This is a genomic window from Sinorhizobium kostiense (genome assembly GCF_017874595.1).
Taxonomy (GTDB): domain Bacteria; phylum Pseudomonadota; class Alphaproteobacteria; order Rhizobiales; family Rhizobiaceae; genus Sinorhizobium; species Sinorhizobium kostiense.
Genome location: NZ_JAGILA010000002.1, coordinates 224,161 through 240,464 on the forward strand (window position 1 = coordinate 224,161; position 16,304 = coordinate 240,464).

Below are 16,304 nucleotides of genomic sequence, written 5' to 3' on the forward strand. Positions count from 1 at the left end.
TTACTCCAAGTTCTGAACCTGTTCGCGGAACTGGTCGATCACGACCTTCAACTCGATGCCCGCGGCCGAAACGGTGGCGGCATTCGCCTTCGAGCAGATCGTATTCGATTCCCGGTTAAATTCCTGTGCAAGGAAATCGAGCTTGCGTCCGATCGGTCCGCCCTTCGTCAGAAGGTCACGCGCGGCGGCGATATGCGCGCCGAGGCGATCGATTTCCTCCTTGAGGTCGGCCTTCGTGGCAAGCAGGGCGACCTCTGAATGCAATCTCTCGCGGTCGATGGAAGAGGCATTCTCCATCACCAGCGCAATCTGTTGCGCCAGCCTTTCGGCAATCGCCTGATGGCTGCGCGACGGATCCTTGTCGATAGACGCCTTCAGCCGTTCAATCTGGTCCACATGCGCAAACAGGATCCGCCCCAGCGCGCTCCCCTCCTCCTCCCGCATCGCCTTGAGTTCGAAAAGCGCCTGTTCCAGGCCGGCAAGGATATCGGCGTCGCGGGCCTCGCGTTCGGTTTCACTTTCCTCCGATTCGCGAAAATCGACGATGCCTCGGATCGAAAGAAGCGTGTCGAACCGAAGCGGCGCTGGATCGACGATATCGACGATTTTCTCACGAAGCTTCATGACTGCTGCCAGCGCCTCGTGATTGATAACGGCCTCGACTGCGGTCTCGCCGCTTGCCAGTGAAAGGGAGACCTGCAGGTTTCCGCGCGCGAAATATTGCGCGGCCAGGCGCCGGCAGTCCGGCTCGAAACGCTCCAGGCCCTGGGGTAGACGGAGCCGCAGGTCTAGGCCCTTGCCATTAACCGAGCGAAGCTCCCAGGCCCAGCGATAACGCCCGATGCTCCCCTCTCTCCTGGCAAAGCCGGTCATCGATTGGAGCGGCATTATTTCCTCCATCCGCTACTGCATTGTTCCTGAAGCCGAATGCGATTTTGGAAAGCAGACATGCAAGGATTCATCGGTGAACCTTGCGCGCAAGACGCGCGTCGCTGCAACAGAAATAGGTCGGCGGCGCGATTTCCCGCAAGGAATATCCGCGCCAACCGGCGTTCGTCCACAACAGAGCCTGTCCTTACTGCGCCTCGACCGTCGGCGTGGCTTCCGCAGCCGCTTTTGCTGCCTCGGCCGCCTTCTCGGCTTCCAATTTCCGCCACCGCCGAACATTGGCATTGTGTTCGTCGAGCGTTTCCGCGAAGACATGCCCGCCGCTACCGTCGGCGACAAAATAAAGCTCCGGGGTGCGCGAGGGATTGGCGACCGCCTCTAGCGCCGCCCTGCCGGGGTTGGCGATCGGCGTCGGCGGCAAGCCCTTGATGATGTAGGTGTTGTAGGGCGTGTCCTTGTCGAGGTCCGCTTTCAGGATCGCCCGATCGGCGGGTTTCCCCTCGCCGCCGAAGATGCCGTAGATGATCGTCGGATCCGACTGCAGCCGCATGCCCTTCTCCAGCCGGTTGATGAAGACCGAAGCGACTCGCGGCCGCTCGTCCGCACGTCCCGTCTCCTTCTCGACGATCGAAGCGAGCGTCACGAATTCCTCGATCGTCGAGATCGGCAGGTCGGGATCGCGTTTATCCCAGATCTGCTCGACGAGCGCCTTCTGCGCCGCGATCATCTGCTGGACGATCTCGGAGCGCTGGGTTCCGCGGGTGAATTTGTAGGTGTCAGGCTTGAGCGACCCCTCCGACGGCAGCTCCGGCGGCAGATCGCCGACAAGGACCGGGTCGTCGGCAAGCTTGCGGAACATCTGCTTCACGGTCAGTCCTTCCGGCAGCGACACGGCATAAAGGATCGACTTGCCGGATTTCAGGAGCTGCATAATCTCCTGCATCGAAGCATGAGCCTTGATCTCGTACTCGCCGGCCTTCAGCGTCTCATTGTCGAGATAGGCCTCGGAGACGAAGCGGAAGACGCGTGCGTCGGTGATAATGTCGTTGCGCTCCAGACCATTGGCGATCTCCGTAATGCCGGCACCGCTTCTAACGATGAAATTCTTGTTCGCCTCGAGCGGTCCGGGTTTTTCATATTCGCTCATCGCGTAATAGACGGCGCCGGCAGCCGCGAGCGCTACGAAGACGACGATCGACATCATGAAGTTCAGGAAGATGACGACCTGGCTGCGTGCCTTGCGAGAACGCTTAGGCGGCTGGGGGACCTTTTCAGGACGCAACGCCTCGTTTGCCGATTTCGGAATGATCGGCCCGTTGCTCCCGGTCTCATTGCGGCCGAATTGTACCGCGCTGTTTTCGCTTGAGTCGCTCACGATGATCCCGAATCCGAAATTCGCTACTTCGATCGAGCCGCCGCCGGCGCGAATTTCGGCTTTAGGCCGGCGGCTAGCATGTATATGCCAGGGCGATGGATACGCTACAATTGCCAGCTGTGCCTTGCGCGAACATAGCGACCAGCTCGCGATGATCCGATCCGCTCCGAACCGAAGTCATCAACATGGCCGGTCCTCAACTGTGGGACGCGGCACGCCGTCCGCACTCCTCCTTGTCCGGCACCGGGCCAGAAAACCGTTTTGCGACAGCTTTTAGCGAGCATTGCGGCAAAAAGCGGGATCACAACACGACAAGATCAGCAAAGGCAGGGTGCCTCACGCTGAAGCCCGCCAGCTGAGGGTTGCGACGTTGGACACAGAGCTCAATCGCCCCTGTATCGGCGCAGGACCAGCGATGCATTGGTGCCGCCGAAGCCGAAGGAATTCGATAGGGCCACATCGATCTCGCGCTCACGGGCGACGTGCGGCACCAAGTCGATTCTCGTTTCTACCGACGGGTTGTCGAGATTGAGTGTCGGTGGAGCGATATTGTCGCGAATCGCCAGAGTCGAGAAGATCGCCTCGACCGCGCCTGCGGCCCCGAGCAGGTGCCCGATCGCCGACTTTGTCGAAGACATGGAGATCCTCGAAGCGCTGTCGCCGACCAGCCGCTCCACGGCTCCGAGCTCGATCGTGTCGGCCATGGTGGATGTTCCGTGGGCATTGATGTAGTCGACGTCGGCGGCAGTCAGACCCGCACGCTTCAGCGCCATCTGCATGCAACGATAGGCGCCATCGCCATCCTCCGAAGGGGCGGTGATGTGGAAGGCGTCGCCGGAGAGGCCGTATCCGACCACCTCGGCATAGATCTTGGCACCGCGCGCCTTGGCATGCTCCAGCTCTTCCAGAATGACGATGCCCGCACCTTCTCCCATGACGAATCCGTCGCGATCGGCATCATAGGGTCGCGATGCCTTTTGCGGATTGTCGTTGTGCTGCGTCGAAAGCGCCTTGCAGGCGGCAAAGCCCGCGAGCGAAATGCGGCAGATGGGCGATTCGGTGCCGCCTGCCACCATCACATCGGCATCGCCCAGCGCGATCAGCCGGCTTGCGTCCCCGATCGCATGCGCACCGGTGGAGCAGGCGGTAACCACCGAATGGTTGGGCCCGCGCAGCTTGTGACGGATGGACACCTGGCCCGAAGCGAGATTGATCAGGCGGCCGGGAATGAAGAAAGGTGACAGCCGGCGCGGCCCCTTGTCGCGGAGGGTGTATCCACCGTCGACGATGCCTTCGAGGCCGCCGATGCCCGAGCCGATCAGCACGCCGGTCGCGATCTGATCCTCGTCGGTTTCCGGCTTCCAGCCGGAATCCGCCAGCGCCATATCGGCGGCGGCCATCGCATAGACGATAAAGGGATCGACCTTGCGCTGCTCCTTCGGCTCCATCCAGTCATCCGCGTTGAAGGTGCCGTCGGAGCCGTCGCCGAATGGAATGCGGCAAGCGATCTTGGCCGGTAGGTCCTCGACCTCGAATTCGGTAACTTTGCGCGCCGCATTGCCGCCGGCGAGAAGACGCGACCAGCTAACCTCGGTTCCGCAACCCAAAGGCGATACCATGCCGGTACCGGTGATAACGACGCGTCTCATTCCCGTGATCCACCCTGACTTCATTCCAGAGCCGGACCGGACCGCGTGCCACGACCCCGATCCGCGCATCCACTGCAAAACACTTGACGACGATCAGGGGAAAAGGCGGGAACGCTTTGCTGATCGCAACCCGCATCAGACGCGGGCCAGCCCCACTTCCCCAGGGCTAAACGGGCCGCGGATCGCGGCCCGTCGGAGGCCTTGAACCGTATCAGGCCTGAGCCTTCTCGATGAACTTGACGGCGTCGCCGACAGTCAGGATCGAATCCGCCGCGTCGTCCGGGATCTCGACGCCGAATTCCTCCTCGAATGCCATGACCAGTTCGACGGTGTCGAGCGAGTCCGCGCCAAGGTCATCGATAAAGCTTGCGCCTTCGCTGACTTTTTCGGCGTCGACGCCAAGATGATCAATAACAATTTTCTTCACGCGTTCTGCGATATCGCTCATGTCGGAGTTCCTCGACCTTCGTTTTCTCTGCGGCGCCAGCGGGCGCCGGTACTCAATCACGCCTGATAGACCAAGTTGGCCCACCGGGCAATCCATTCAACCGACACCGCGGAAACCCGTGGCAGCAGGGCTCTCGGAGAACCTGAGCGGACCGGTCGACTGCGTACAGTCATGGCCCGATTAACACGGTTTAAGTCTGCCGCAAAGCCGGAAAATGCCTGACATTCGCATGCTCAACATTGAATTTCAGGCGTTTGGACCGCGTCTTCCCGGCCGGTCGCACGTCGCGAAAAGCGACCGCCGAGCATCGGTTCAGATCATCGCCATGCCGCCATTGACATGGATCGTCTGGCCGGTGACGTATGCCGCTTCGTTGGAGGCGAGATAGACGACGGCGGAGGCCACTTCCGCGCCGCTTCCCATCCGCCGCATCGGGATTGCGGCCATGATGCCTTCCTTCTGCTTTTCGTTCAGCTTGCCGGTCATGGCGCTCTCGATGAAACCCGGGGCAACGCAGTTGACGGTGACGTTGCGAGTGGCGATTTCCTGCGCGAGCGACTTGGAAAAGCCGATCATGCCCGCCTTCGAGGCACAGTAATTGGCCTGCCCCGGATTGCCGGTAACGCCGACGACAGAGGTGATGTTGACGATCCGGCCGAAGCGGCGACGCATCATCGGGTGGGTGAGTTCACGAGTCAGGCGGAACACGGCCGTCAGGTTGACCTCCAGCACACCGTCCCAGTCCTCGTCGCTCATGCGGACGAACAGGCCGTCCTTGGTGATGCCGGCATTGTTGACGAGGATGTCGACACCGCCGAGTTCGGCCTCCGCCTTCTCGCCGAGCGCCTTTACTTCTGCGCGGTCGGAAAGGTTCGCCGGGAAGATCTGCACCCGCTCGCCGAGCGTATTGGCAAGCGCTTCCAGTTTTTCGACGCGCGTGCCGTGAAGGCCGACGGTGGCGCCCTGCGCATGCAGGAGGCGGGCGATTTCCTCGCCGATGCCGCCCGATGCGCCGGTTACGAGGGCCTTGCGGCCGGAAAGATCGAACATGGGTTTCTCCCTTGTGATTGCGGCGCTCAGGCCAGAAGGGCGGCAACCGCCGCGTCTATGTCGGCGGGCGTATTGACCGCAATGCCGTTGACACTCTTGTCGATGCGACGCGCAAGCCCTGTCAACACCTTGCCCGAGCCAATCTCGTACAGAGTGGCGATATCGTTGGCGGTGAACCATTGGACCGTTTCCCGCCAGCGCACTTGGCCTGTCACCTGCTCCACGAGGAGGCGTGCGATCTCGCCGGCATCGCTGACCGGGGCGGCCAGCACGTTAGCAACGACCGGGACCACCGGATCATGCTTCTCAACCGTGGAGAGCGCCTCGCGCATCGCTTCGGCGGCCGGCGCCATCAGCGCGGAATGGAAGGGCGCCGACACCGGCAGCATCAATGCGCGCTTGGCTCCCTTCTCAGAAGCAAGCCCAGCCGCCTTCTCGACCGCAGGCTTTTCGCCGGAGATCACCAATTGGCCGCCGCCATTGTCGTTGGCGATCTGGCAAGCGCCGAGCGCCGATGCTTCGCGACAGACCGCTTCGACATCGCCGTGCTCCAGGCCGATGATAGCGGCCATCGCGCCCTTTCCGACCGGGACGGCCGCCTGCATCGCATTGCCTCGAGTGCGCAGGAGCCGCGCGGTGTCGGCGAGCGAAAAGGTTCCTGCGGCGCAAAGGGCAGAGTATTCGCCGAGCGAATGGCCGGCAACGAACGAAACCTTGCTTTTCAGATCGACGCCTTTGGCTTCGAGAACCCGGATCACCGCGATCGAGACCGCCATCAGCGCGGGCTGCGCATTCGCCGTCAGCGTCAGCGTCTCTTCCGGGCCGTTCCAGATGATGTCGGAAAGCTTTTCGCCAAGCGCCTCGTCCACCTCGGCAAAAACAGCTGCCGCCTCCGGAAAAGCTTCCGCCAGATCCTTGCCCATGCCGACAGCCTGGCTGCCCTGACCGGGGAACGTGAATGCAATGCTCATCAGGAGTGCCTCTTCCCTTGATCGCAACAGCTCGGCGCGATCCGACCCGACGCGATCGTTTCCCGTGTTCGAGCAGGACACCGGCAGTACGATACCTCGCCTACATGTCCCGTCGCTGTTTTTCCTCTCCATTCACATTCCTGAACGGCGAGTCAAGCGCAGAGGCCCAGTTCGCCGGTCGCGCCGGGGCTTTTGCCCTTGATCTTCATCAACCAGCGCTTAAGTTCTGCCCGTCATTACAGCCGCGCCCAGCACTTTCCTTCGGGGCTGCGGCCATCACCCATTTCAAGGGCGGCGCGCCTCTCCCCTCCCCAGCGGCGCGAATCCGCCACCACGAGGAAGTCAACATGCGCTACAACACGCTCGGCCGCACCGGCATCAAGGTTTCCGAAATCTGCCTCGGCACAATGACCTGGGGCTCCCAGAACACCGAGGCCGAGGCCCACGGCCAGCTCGACTACGCCTTCGAGCTCGGCGTTAATTTCATCGATACCGCCGAGCTTTATCCCACCACGCCGCTTTCGGCCGAGACCTACGGTAATACCGAGCGCATCATTGGCGAGTGGCTCGCGAAGCGCCGCCGGCGTGACGATGTGGTGCTCGCGACCAAGGTCGCCGGCTCCGGCCGTCCTTATATCCGCAACGGCGGACCGATCACGCCGGAAGGAATCGACGAAGCCATCGATGCCAGCCTCAAGCGGCTGAGAACGGATTATGTCGATCTCTACCAGGTTCATTGGCCGAACCGTGGACACTATCACTTTCGCAATGCCTGGTCCTATGACCCTTCGAAGCAGGACAAGGCGCATGTCAGGGCCGATCTGAAAGCCATTCTCGACAAGCTCGGCGACCTCGTGAAAGCGGGCAAAGTGCGCGCCGTTGGGCTTTCCAACGACACGGCATGGGGCACGATGAAGATGCTCGATCTCGCGGAAAAGCACGGCCTGCCGCGAGTCGCCACCATCCAGAACGAATATAACTTGCTTTATCGAACCTTCGATCTCGACCTTGCCGAACTGTCCCACCACGAGGACGTCGGGCTGCTTGCCTATTCAGCCTTGGCCGCCGGCCTTCTTACCGGCAAATATCTGGACGGGGCGAAGCCGGCTGGATCGCGTCTGTCGATCAATGGCGATCTTGGCGGCCGCTTCACGCCGCATCAGGAGCAGGCCGTCTCGGCCTATGTGGCGCTCGCGCGCGAGCACGGCGTCGACCCGTCACAGATGGCGCTCGCCTTTTGCCTGACGCGGCCCTTCATGACCTCGGTCATCATCGGCGCGACTTCGATCCCCCAGTTGAAGATCGATATCGGCGCCGCCGCCGTCACGCTTCCGCAGGACGTAATGAACGGCATCCGCCGGCTGCACCGGCTCTATCCGGCACCGATCTAAGCTGTCGGAAGACAGCCGTCACGCCGCCATCTGCCGGCAGCTTTCGGCGCAGCGCCGGCAGGCTTCGACGCAATCGGCCATATCGCCGATGCGTTCGCAGTCGGCCGCGCATTCTGCGCAGATCTCGGCACATTCGCCGCAAATGTGCCTGTGATGCGGAGTTCCGATCAACATAAAGTGCGCGGCGGTCCGGCAGATTTCGGCGCAGGCCATCATCAGGCGGAAATGCGGCGGCTCGGTGTGCTGGCCGCCCGCCTCCAGGCAATGGCCCATCGCCATCGAAAGGCAGGCTTCGTAGCAGTCGAGGCAATCATCTATGCACTCCTGCATCTTGGGATCGATGTGGGGCATCTTCATCTCCTGCTGCTTTTTGTTGGGGGCTGGGCCTGAACAAGGAAATTGCGCGTTTGTTCCGAGACCGCAGCGGCCGCCGCAAAGGCCGCCTGCAAAGATCTTCCGATCGCGCCTTGCATTTCCGCGGAAATTCCGTATAAGCGCGCTGTTCGAAACGCCCGGTCTTCTGGCTGGTGGCTGAACGGAGGGCCGGCTTCCGCCTCGGAGGCCGCCAGGAACGACAAGATGTTCCGGCCTCCCGTGTCTCCGCTCTCGACCGTCTCGATACAACACTTTCTTGCCGGCTCATCCGAGCCAATAAGAACAGTCGTTGAGGCTTAGCCGCCGAGGCCCGGGCTGATTAACGCAAGAAAGGCAAGCCAGAATGGCTCTTTATGAACACGTATTCCTGGCTCGCCAGGACATCACGCCGCAGCAGGTCGATGCCCTGGTCGAGCAGTACAAGGGCGTCATCGAAGCGAACGGCGGCAAGGTCGGCCGGGTCGAGAACTGGGGCCTGAAGTCCCTCACCTACCGCATCAAGAAGAACCGCAAGGCTCATTACGTGCTCATGGACATCGATGCTCCGGCACCGGCCGTCCACGAGGTCGAGCGGCAGATGCGCATCAACGAAGACATCCTGCGCTATATGACGATTGCCGTCGAAAAGCACGAGGAAGGCCCGTCCGCGATGATGCAGAAGCGCGACCGCGACGATCGTCCGCGCGGCGAAGGCCGTGGCCCGCGTGAAGGCGGTTTCGACCGTGGTCCGCGTCCGGACCGTGGCGACCGCGAAGACCGCCCGCGTCGCCCGCGTGAAGACCGCGCGTAATTCAGAAGCTTTAGGAGATTAATACAATGGCTGAAGTTTCTTCCGCTCCGGTCCGCCGTCCGTTCCACCGTCGCCGCAAGACCTGCCCCTTCTCGGGCGCAAACGCTCCGCGGATCGACTACAAGGACGTTCGCCTCCTGCAGCGCTACATTTCCGAGCGCGGCAAGATCGTTCCGTCCCGCATCACGGCCGTTTCCCAGAAGAAGCAGCGCGAACTCGCCCAGGCGATCAAGCGCGCCCGCTTCCTTGGCCTCCTGCCCTACGTCGTATCGTAAGGGCATGACTCTCCGTTGATCACCTGACTCAACGGAGATCCATTAAACGTCGAGGCGCTTTCCAAGCGAGCGCCTCGAACACTCCCTTCCGCGGTGGGCGCGGATCGGAACCGGCGGTAACGCCAAAATCCCATGCTGGGGCAGAACCGAACGGCGGCCCCTAACTGCGTTGAAGCAGGACAGCGAACGTGCAGAATTTGAACAGGACATCGCTGCTCGTCGGCATACTTGCCGGCATAACCGCCGCCCTTCTCTCGATGGGCGCGAATACGCAGTCGTCACTTGCCATCATTCTTTACGCCGCTTCCGCACTGCCGATCGTGATTGCCGGGCTCGGCTGGGGCAACGCCGCCGCGATTGCCGGCATCGTCACTGCCGGCGCAACGGCGGCAGTCCTGGCGTCGCCCTATTTCGCGCTGTTGATCCTGGTGGTCACTCTCATTCCGGCCGGCTGGCTCAGCCATCTTGCCAATCTTGCGCGTCCCGCCTCCGAGATCGGCGGCCCGGAGGACGCGCTCGCCTGGTATCCGCTGTCCGACATCCTCAGCCACCTCGCCGGACTCGTGACCATCGGCATGATCCTCGTCGGCTATATCGTCGGATATGATTCGAGCGTCTCCGATCTCATGGTCGACATGGTGATCGAGGCTGTGAAGGCGCAGGAACCGCTCTACAACCCGGATGCGGCCGCCATCGCCCAATTGAAAGCAATGTTCACCCTTGCCCTGCCGCTCGTGCAGGGGGCGATCTGGGTGATGATGCTGTTTTCGGCCTATTACCTCGCCACCCGCATCGTGCAGATGTCCGGGCGGTCCGTGCGGCCTCGCGAGGATATCCCCGCGTCGCTCAGGATGCACCGCAACGCCATCTTCATCTTTCTCGCCGGCCTCCTCCTCGCCTTTATCGGCGGCGCTCCGGCCGCGATCGGCTCCCTCGTTTGCGGCACATTCGGCGCCGGCTTCCTGCTTGCGGGCTTTGCCTCCTTCCACTATCGCACGCGCGGCAGGGCCTGGCGGCTGCCGGTCCTGTGGATGGCCTATCTGTCGGTATTCGTCTTCACGATACCCGCCGTCTTCTTCCTCCTCTTCGGACTGACCGATACGCGACGCACGATTGCGGTCACGCCGGCGGGGAAAAGCTAAACAACGTAAAATCGCCAAACTGAAAGGATCGAAAAAATGGAAGTCATTCTCCTCGAACGCATCGCCAAGCTCGGCCAGATGGGTGAAACCGTGAAGGTTCGCGACGGCTTTGCACGCAACTACCTCCTGCCGCTCGGAAAAGCGCTGCGCGCCAACGCCGCAAACAAGGCCCGTTTCGAAACCGAGCGCGCAACGCTCGAAGCCCGCAACCTCGAGCGCAAGTCGGAAGCCCAGAAGATCGCCGAGAAGCTCGACGGCAAGTCCTTCATCATCGTCCGGTCCGCCGGCGAAACCGGCCAGCTCTACGGCTCGGTTGCCGCTCGCGACATCGTCGAGGCGCTGACTGCCGAAGGCTTCAACATCAACCGCAACCAGGTGAACCTCAACCAGCCGATCAAGTCCATCGGCGTCCATAAGGTTACCCTGCACCTGCACGCGGAAGTCGACGTTGTCGTCCAAGTCAATGTCGCCCGTTCGGCCGAAGAAGCCGAGCGTCAGGCCAAGGGCGAAAGCCTGACCTCCGCCGAGGCGATCTATGGCGTCGACGAAGACGCGCTGAAGCCGGAGGACTTCTTTAATCCGGAAGCGGAGTTCGAAGGCGAAGAAGAATAAGCGTCAGCGAGAGAGCTGATTAAAGGTGAGACCCGGATCGCTCGCGATCCGGGTTTTTCTTTGCGGCATATCGGCTCGAAGCGCACGCTTTGCGAGCGACGCCGAAGCGCGAATCAGGTAGTTTCTCCGGGCTTCTTCGCGTCAATGCCCTTGCCTTGCGACAGGCCCGTTTCGCGCCTTCAGGCCGCCCCTGTGGATGGATGTGGACAACGGGAAAAGGCCACGGCCGCGGTTGCAAGCCGGGACACTGTTGCACGGCTACACTAGACGCCAACGGCGGCAAACAGCAAACCGGATACTCGAAGGACCTCAAGCGGAACGGAAAGACCATGAACGACGCAGCGCGAAAGCTTGCCTCCCTGACCAAGGAACAGGTGGACCAGCACTATCGCGAAGCGCCGAACAACCTGGAAGCCGAACAGGCGCTGCTCGGGGCAATCCTGGTCAATAATGACGCATTCTACCGGGTGTCGGACTTCCTCAAACCCGTGCATCTCCACGAGCCGCTGCACCGCAAGATCTTCGAGGTTGCCGGTGAAATCATCCGCATGGGCAAGACCGCCAACCCGGTGACGGTAAAGACCTTTCTCAAGGCAGACGAGCGGGTCGGCGACCTGACGGTCGCACAATATCTCGCGCGTCTTGCGGCCGAAGCCGTCTCGATCATCAATGCCGAGGACTACGGCCGAGCGATCTATGACCTCGCGCTCCGGCGTTCGCTGATCACCATTGGCGAGGACATGGTCAACATCGCCTACGACGCGCCGCTCGACATGCCCCCGCAGAGCCAGATCGAGGATGCGGAACGGCGGCTCTTCGAACTCGCCGAGACCGGGCGTTACGACGGCGGTTTCCAATCTTTCAATGATGCCGTGGCGCTCGCGATCGACATGGCGGGACAGGCTTTTGAGCGCGACGGACACCTTTCCGGCATCTCCACCGGCATCCATTCGCTCGATTCCAAGATGGGCGGCCTGCAGCGCTCGGACCTGATCATCCTCGCCGGCCGTCCGGGCATGGGCAAGACCTCGCTGGCGACCAATATCGCCTTCAACATCGCCGCGGCCTACGAGCCTGAGGTGCAGCCGGACGGCTCCTTCAAGGCGAAGAATGGCGGCGTCGTCGGCTTCTACTCGCTTGAAATGTCGTCGGAACAGCTTGCCACCCGTATCATCTCCGAACAGACGGAAGTCTCCTCGTCGAAGATCCGCCGCGGCGACATCTCGGAGGCGGATTTCGAGAAGCTCGTCGCCTGCTCGCAGATGATGCAGAAGGTACCGCTCTATATCGACCAGACCGGCGGCATCTCCATTGCGCAGTTGGCGGCGCGCGCCCGCCGGTTGAAGCGGCAGCGAGGCCTCGATGTGCTCGTCGTCGACTACGTGCAGCTCATGACCGGCTCGAAGAAATCGGGCGAAAACCGCGTACAAGAAATTACCGAAATCACCACGGGCCTCAAGGCGCTCGGCAAGGAACTCAACGTGCCGATCATTGCGCTGTCGCAGCTCTCGCGTGCCGTCGAAAGCCGCGAAGACAAGCGCCCGCAGCTCTCGGACCTGCGCGAATCGGGCTCGATCGAACAGGACGCCGACGTGGTTCTCTTCGTGTTCCGCGAGGAGTATTACGTGAAGAACATGGAACCGCGCGACGAGTTCGACCCGAAATACGAAGAGTGGAAGATGCAGATGGACAAGGTGAAGGGCACGGCCGACGTGATCATTGCCAAGCAGCGTCACGGCCCCACCGGAACGGTGAAGCTCGCCTTCCAGTCCGAATTCACCCGCTTCTCGGATCTGGCCGACCCTTCGTTCACGCAGTACGAGCATTGAGACGACGCCGGGGAGCAGATCGTGTCTGCCCCTCATCCCCCTGCCGGGACCTTCTCCCCGCAAGCGGGGCGAAGGGGGAAAGCGGCAAACTCTCCGCCCCCATTTCACTTCAGTGGGTACTGGGGAACGGAAGCGCGCGCCGCAGGTCCCTTCTCCCCGCCTGCGGGGAGAGGGTCGCGGCAGCGGGATGAGGGGCAGCGCAAATGCCTCAAACCCGGCGGAAGCAGGCTACGCGCCGACCGCCGCCCTGCCGACGGCCACCACAAAAACACCGATTGAAACGGCAGCAAGCAGCGGCAGCCGCGTTGCCGCGATCGCGGTTGCGACGGTGGCGAGCGTTTCGGCCGGACCGGTGACGAGCGCCGTCGGAGCGATGACGGCCATCAGCACGGCGGGCGGAATAGCCTCGAGGGCACGCTTCTGCTGCGGACCGATGGCGACGAAGCGGATGAGAACGAGGCCGGCAACCCGGGTCAGAACCGTGGCAGCGGCCATGGCGACGATAGCAAGAAATGTGTTCTGATCGAGCGTCATGCACAAACCTCCCGGCGACGGCCCGTCAAGAGGGTTGCGACGACACCCGCGGCAGCACCGGCGGCGATGTACCAGGCTCCGGGCAATAGCTGATGTGCTAGCACTGCCGCCAAGGCGCTGGCGGCCAAAACCGCGCCGGTCTCCCGGCCCTTCCAGAAGCCCATCACCAGCACGGTGAAAACCGCCGGAAAGGCGAAATCGAGTCCCACCACGTTCGGGTCGCCGAGGAGAGCGCCGACGATCGAGCCGGCGAGGCTCGCCAGAACCCAGACGCAATAGAAGGGTATAGCAAGCCCCGCATACCAAGCGGGTGTCAACCGCGTCCGTTCGGCACGAAGCTCCGCCATTGCCCAGATTTCGTCGGCGAGCAGCAGCATCGCGGCGTATTTGGCAGGACCCGAGAATGCCGGCATCTTCGTACCGATCGAGGCACTCATCAGCACGTGGCGAATGTTGACGAGCAGGGCCGAAAAGGCAAGTGCGCCCCAGGAGGCCGGATGCTTCCAGATGTCCATGGCAACGAATTGCGACCCGCCGGCAAAGACGAGTGCGCTCATCAAGAGCACTTCCAGGCTGCTCAGTCCCTTGGAAGCGGCGACGGCACCGAAGACGAGGCCGATCGGCATCACGGCGACGGTGAGAGGCGCCATTGCTTTCATACCACCGGCAAATTCCTCGAGTTTTTCCGCCCTTTTCACGTCCACGATCTCCGTCGTTATTTTACGCAGAGCTCATAGAAGGATCTTTATGCAGGGTCTTGAACGAAAGTGATCAGCCGGCGCGAAACGCCCCGGGCGTGACGCCCGTGCGCGCCTTGAAGTGACGGGTGAAATGCGCCTGATCGGCGAAACCGCAATGATAGGCGGTATCGGCCGCCGACCAGCCGCGGCGCAGCAGGGTTCGCGCCTCGCGCACGCGCTTGTCCGTGAGGAAAGCATGCGGGGTTATGTGGAATTCCTTGCGAAACGCGCGGATCAGGTGCGCCCGGCTGATGCCTGCCACCTTGGCAAGTTCGTCGAGGCTGATGTCGCGCGAATAGTTTTCAATGAGGTAGTCCCGGGCGCGATGCACGGCGGAACTCTCGCGGGTTCCGAGGGGAGCTATGATGGCGCTGCCATGCCGCTGGAACAGCGTCGCCAGGAAGCTGAACATCGCTTCATCCGCCTCCAGCGTTCCCGTGTTGCCTTCGAGCGTCTGGTGCGCCCGGCGAAAGGCGACCGCGAGATCCGGGTCCGTCAGCCATTGTCGGGAGAAACAGGGCGTCCCGTGGAATGATCGGCCGGTGACATCTTCCAAGACCTCGATGAAGAGCTCCACCGAGGGGTAGATCATCCGATATCGATAGCCGTCACTTCCGGGATGGCCGTCATGCACTTCATCGGGATTGATGAGATAGAAGTCGCCCGGACCCGTTTGCGAGCGCTCGCCTTTGATGGTGCTGATCTGGCAGCCTGCCTCGATTGCGCCGATGCTGAACGTGTCGTGTGCGTGCGGCGCGAATTCGTGGGTGAAGAAGGTGGCGCTGAGGCATTCCATGCCCCCGAACCGATGATCCCGCCAGAAACGGGCCCGCTCGGCGCCCTCGAGCGGCATGGCCTCGGTCGCTTCTTCCTGGGAAATCGTATGCATCGACCGATCCTAGCGTCGCGGCTATCGCCCGTCTTGTACAAAAGTGCTCGCCCCATTTGGCTGCGCCGTTTGCGGCCTTCGGCGCTTGCATGTATTGCTTCGATATCGCCGAAGGAGAGCCTTGCCCGATGACCAGCCCCGAATTTCTCGCCGCGTCCAACAGGCTCACCATCGACCTTTCCGCCCTTGCCGACAATTGGCGGACCATGAACGAGCTCTCGGGCAAGGCGCGTGCCGCCGCGGTACTGAAGGCCAACGCGTACGGGGTCGGCGTGACCGAGGCCGCGCACACGCTTTACGCCGCCGGCGCGCGCGATTTCTTCGTTGCCAGCGTCGAGGAAGGCGCCGAGCTTCGCCCCTTCATTCCGGACGCACGCATCTACATCCTGGCCGGCATGTGGCCCGGCAATGAGGAGTTGTTCTTCGCCTACGACCTGGTACCGATCGTCAACTCCGAGGAACAGCTTGCGGTTTTCATGGCTGCGCTTTCCGAGCGGGGTGAATATCCTTGCGTGCTGCATGTCGATACCGGCATGAACCGCCTCGGCCTCTCCTTTGAAGAGGCGCTCGCGCTTGCCTCGGATCCGGCGCGGCCGGCAAGTTTCTCGCCCGTGCTGGTGATGAGCCATCTTGCCTGTGGCGATGATCCCATGCATCCGATGAACGTCTATCAGCTTGAACGCTTCCGGGCAGTGACCGCCGCCTTCGAGGACATCCCCGCCAGCTTGGCGAACTCCGGCGGCGTCCTTCTCGGTAATGACTATCACTTCGACCTGACGCGACCCGGCATCGCGGTTTATGGCGGCGAGGCGGTGATCGGCGCCGCCAACCCCATGAAGCCCGTCGTGACCGCGGAAGCGCGCGTACTGCAGGTGCGCACGGTTCCCGCCGGCGGAACGGCGAGCTATGGCGCCTCAGTGCAGTTCACCCGCGACAGCCGCATCGCCACAGTCGCCATCGGCTATGCCGACGGCTATCACCGTTCGCTTTCGGGCGGCGGCGTTATGCTCCGGCAGGCAAGGCCATCGGGCGCTCAAGGCTTCCTGCATGGGAGATTGGTGCCACATGTCGGCCGGGTGACCATGGACTTGAGCCTTTTCGATGTCACCGACCTGCCGGAACAGGCCGTTCGCGCCGGTGACTATATCGAGCTCTTTGGCCGGAACGTCGCGATCGACGACGTTGCGCGCGCCGGTGGCACCATCGGCTACGAGCTGTTGACGAGCCTCGGACGCCGTTATTGCCGAAATTATGTCGGGGGCGTCTGATCGCTGACCGAAATCGATGCTTCAAAGCGGCGATCCGCGTCATTATGTGACTGTCGAGGAGTGATTCTGGCCCAGGTC

At 62.2% G+C, this 16,304-nt stretch carries 17 protein-coding genes; 7 read left to right on the forward strand and 10 right to left on the reverse strand.

The window, feature by feature from the left end; all coding sequences use genetic code 11:
- The 6 genes from J2Z31_RS07495 to fabD form a co-directional block, all read right to left on the reverse strand.
- Positions 1 to 888: a YicC/YloC family endoribonuclease gene (locus tag J2Z31_RS07495; protein ID WP_209601292.1), complete on the reverse strand. Its 888-nt coding sequence runs from the start codon at positions 886 to 888 to the stop codon at positions 1 to 3.
- A gap of 187 nt (positions 889 to 1,075) precedes the next feature.
- Entirely contained in the window at positions 1,076 to 2,263 is a 1,188-nt protein-coding gene (mltG, locus tag J2Z31_RS07500) for an endolytic transglycosylase MltG (RefSeq protein WP_209601293.1), read from the reverse strand.
- A 383-nt stretch (positions 2,264 to 2,646) separates the two neighbouring features.
- Complete coding sequence (fabF, locus tag J2Z31_RS07505; RefSeq protein ID WP_209601294.1) at positions 2,647 to 3,912, reverse strand: beta-ketoacyl-ACP synthase II; 1,266 nt, start codon at positions 3,910 to 3,912, stop codon at positions 2,647 to 2,649.
- Positions 3,913 to 4,123: 211 nt separating this feature from the next.
- Entirely contained in the window at positions 4,124 to 4,360 is a 237-nt protein-coding gene (locus tag J2Z31_RS07510; protein WP_003531676.1) for an acyl carrier protein, read from the reverse strand.
- A 312-nt stretch (positions 4,361 to 4,672) separates the two neighbouring features.
- Positions 4,673 to 5,410, reverse strand: coding sequence for a 3-oxoacyl-[acyl-carrier-protein] reductase (gene fabG / locus J2Z31_RS07515; RefSeq protein WP_209601295.1), 738 nt, complete (start codon positions 5,408 to 5,410; stop codon positions 4,673 to 4,675).
- A gap of 26 nt (positions 5,411 to 5,436) precedes the next feature.
- Positions 5,437 to 6,381 carry an ACP S-malonyltransferase gene (gene fabD, locus J2Z31_RS07520; RefSeq protein ID WP_209601296.1) on the reverse strand — a complete coding sequence of 315 codons (945 nt, stop codon included), beginning with the start codon at positions 6,379 to 6,381 and terminating at the stop codon, positions 5,437 to 5,439.
- A gap of 347 nt (positions 6,382 to 6,728) precedes the next feature.
- Here fabD and J2Z31_RS07525 point away from each other — a divergent pair, with 347 nt between their 5' ends.
- Positions 6,729 to 7,772, forward strand: a complete 1,044-nt coding sequence (locus tag J2Z31_RS07525) for an aldo/keto reductase (RefSeq protein WP_209601297.1) — start codon at positions 6,729 to 6,731, stop codon at positions 7,770 to 7,772.
- Between the two features lie 18 nt (positions 7,773 to 7,790).
- Here J2Z31_RS07525 and J2Z31_RS07530 read toward each other — a convergent pair whose 3' ends face one another.
- A complete protein-coding gene (locus J2Z31_RS07530; protein ID WP_209601298.1) occupies positions 7,791 to 8,123 on the reverse strand; it encodes a four-helix bundle copper-binding protein in 333 nt (110 codons plus the stop codon).
- A 367-nt stretch (positions 8,124 to 8,490) separates the two neighbouring features.
- Here J2Z31_RS07530 and rpsF point away from each other — a divergent pair, with 367 nt between their 5' ends.
- From rpsF to J2Z31_RS07555, 5 genes are all read left to right on the forward strand, one after another.
- Positions 8,491 to 8,937, forward strand: a complete 447-nt coding sequence (gene rpsF, locus J2Z31_RS07535) for a 30S ribosomal protein S6 (RefSeq protein ID WP_026612642.1) — start codon at positions 8,491 to 8,493, stop codon at positions 8,935 to 8,937.
- A gap of 26 nt (positions 8,938 to 8,963) precedes the next feature.
- Positions 8,964 to 9,212, forward strand: a complete 249-nt coding sequence (gene rpsR, locus J2Z31_RS07540; RefSeq protein WP_012707461.1) for a 30S ribosomal protein S18 — start codon at positions 8,964 to 8,966, stop codon at positions 9,210 to 9,212.
- A gap of 188 nt (positions 9,213 to 9,400) precedes the next feature.
- Positions 9,401 to 10,354 (forward strand): DUF2232 domain-containing protein, encoded by a 954-nt coding sequence (locus J2Z31_RS07545; protein ID WP_209601299.1) that lies wholly within the window; start codon positions 9,401 to 9,403, stop codon positions 10,352 to 10,354.
- A gap of 36 nt (positions 10,355 to 10,390) precedes the next feature.
- Positions 10,391 to 10,966: a 50S ribosomal protein L9 gene (gene rplI, locus J2Z31_RS07550; protein ID WP_209601300.1), complete on the forward strand. Its 576-nt coding sequence runs from the start codon at positions 10,391 to 10,393 to the stop codon at positions 10,964 to 10,966.
- 329 nt (positions 10,967 to 11,295) lie between these two features.
- Positions 11,296 to 12,795: a replicative DNA helicase gene (locus J2Z31_RS07555; protein ID WP_209601301.1), complete on the forward strand. Its 1,500-nt coding sequence runs from the start codon at positions 11,296 to 11,298 to the stop codon at positions 12,793 to 12,795.
- 228 nt (positions 12,796 to 13,023) lie between these two features.
- Here the strand turns inward: J2Z31_RS07555 and J2Z31_RS07560 are convergent, their stop codons facing one another.
- The 3 genes from J2Z31_RS07560 to J2Z31_RS07570 form a co-directional block, all read right to left on the reverse strand.
- On the reverse strand, positions 13,024 to 13,329 hold the full coding sequence (locus J2Z31_RS07560) for an AzlD family protein (RefSeq protein WP_209601302.1): 306 nt from the start codon (positions 13,327 to 13,329) through the stop codon (positions 13,024 to 13,026).
- Entirely contained in the window at positions 13,326 to 13,979 is a 654-nt protein-coding gene (locus J2Z31_RS07565) for an AzlC family ABC transporter permease (protein WP_209602262.1), read from the reverse strand. Before J2Z31_RS07565 ends, J2Z31_RS07560 begins: the two co-directional genes overlap by 4 nt.
- Before the next feature lie 121 nt (positions 13,980 to 14,100).
- The gene (locus J2Z31_RS07570) at positions 14,101 to 14,958 is read right to left on the reverse strand and encodes an AraC family transcriptional regulator (RefSeq protein WP_209601303.1); all 858 of its coding nucleotides are present in this window, start codon (positions 14,956 to 14,958) and stop codon (positions 14,101 to 14,103) included.
- 128 nt (positions 14,959 to 15,086) lie between these two features.
- Here J2Z31_RS07570 and alr point away from each other — a divergent pair, with 128 nt between their 5' ends.
- Positions 15,087 to 16,226: an alanine racemase gene (gene alr / locus J2Z31_RS07575; RefSeq protein ID WP_209601304.1), complete on the forward strand. Its 1,140-nt coding sequence runs from the start codon at positions 15,087 to 15,089 to the stop codon at positions 16,224 to 16,226.
- The last annotated feature ends 78 nt before the right edge of the window (positions 16,227 to 16,304 follow it).

What these genes read in the sequence shown, in the direction of transcription:
- J2Z31_RS07530 (WP_209601298.1), bottom strand. Translation starts at nt 8,123, where the DNA reads ATGCCCCACATCGATCCCAAGATGCAGGAGTGCATAGATGATTGCCTC.
- J2Z31_RS07565 (WP_209602262.1), bottom strand. Translation starts at nt 13,979, where the DNA reads ATGGCGCCTCTCACCGTCGCCGTGATGCCGATCGGCCTCGTCTTCGGT.
- J2Z31_RS07495 (WP_209601292.1), bottom strand. Translation starts at nt 888, where the DNA reads ATGCCGCTCCAATCGATGACCGGCTTTGCCAGGAGAGAGGGGAGCATC.
- J2Z31_RS07555 (WP_209601301.1), top strand. Translation starts at nt 11,296, where the DNA reads ATGAACGACGCAGCGCGAAAGCTTGCCTCCCTGACCAAGGAACAGGTG.
- rpsF (WP_026612642.1), top strand. Translation starts at nt 8,491, where the DNA reads ATGGCTCTTTATGAACACGTATTCCTGGCTCGCCAGGACATCACGCCG.
- rpsR (WP_012707461.1), top strand. Translation starts at nt 8,964, where the DNA reads ATGGCTGAAGTTTCTTCCGCTCCGGTCCGCCGTCCGTTCCACCGTCGC.
- alr (WP_209601304.1), top strand. Translation starts at nt 15,087, where the DNA reads ATGACCAGCCCCGAATTTCTCGCCGCGTCCAACAGGCTCACCATCGAC.
- J2Z31_RS07510 (WP_003531676.1), bottom strand. Translation starts at nt 4,360, where the DNA reads ATGAGCGATATCGCAGAACGCGTGAAGAAAATTGTTATTGATCATCTT.
- J2Z31_RS07560 (WP_209601302.1), bottom strand. Translation starts at nt 13,329, where the DNA reads ATGACGCTCGATCAGAACACATTTCTTGCTATCGTCGCCATGGCCGCT.
- J2Z31_RS07570 (WP_209601303.1), bottom strand. Translation starts at nt 14,958, where the DNA reads ATGCATACGATTTCCCAGGAAGAAGCGACCGAGGCCATGCCGCTCGAG.
- fabG (WP_209601295.1), bottom strand. Translation starts at nt 5,410, where the DNA reads ATGTTCGATCTTTCCGGCCGCAAGGCCCTCGTAACCGGCGCATCGGGC.
- fabF (WP_209601294.1), bottom strand. Translation starts at nt 3,912, where the DNA reads ATGAGACGCGTCGTTATCACCGGTACCGGCATGGTATCGCCTTTGGGT.
- J2Z31_RS07525 (WP_209601297.1), top strand. Translation starts at nt 6,729, where the DNA reads ATGCGCTACAACACGCTCGGCCGCACCGGCATCAAGGTTTCCGAAATC.
- rplI (WP_209601300.1), top strand. Translation starts at nt 10,391, where the DNA reads ATGGAAGTCATTCTCCTCGAACGCATCGCCAAGCTCGGCCAGATGGGT.
- fabD (WP_209601296.1), bottom strand. Translation starts at nt 6,381, where the DNA reads ATGAGCATTGCATTCACGTTCCCCGGTCAGGGCAGCCAGGCTGTCGGC.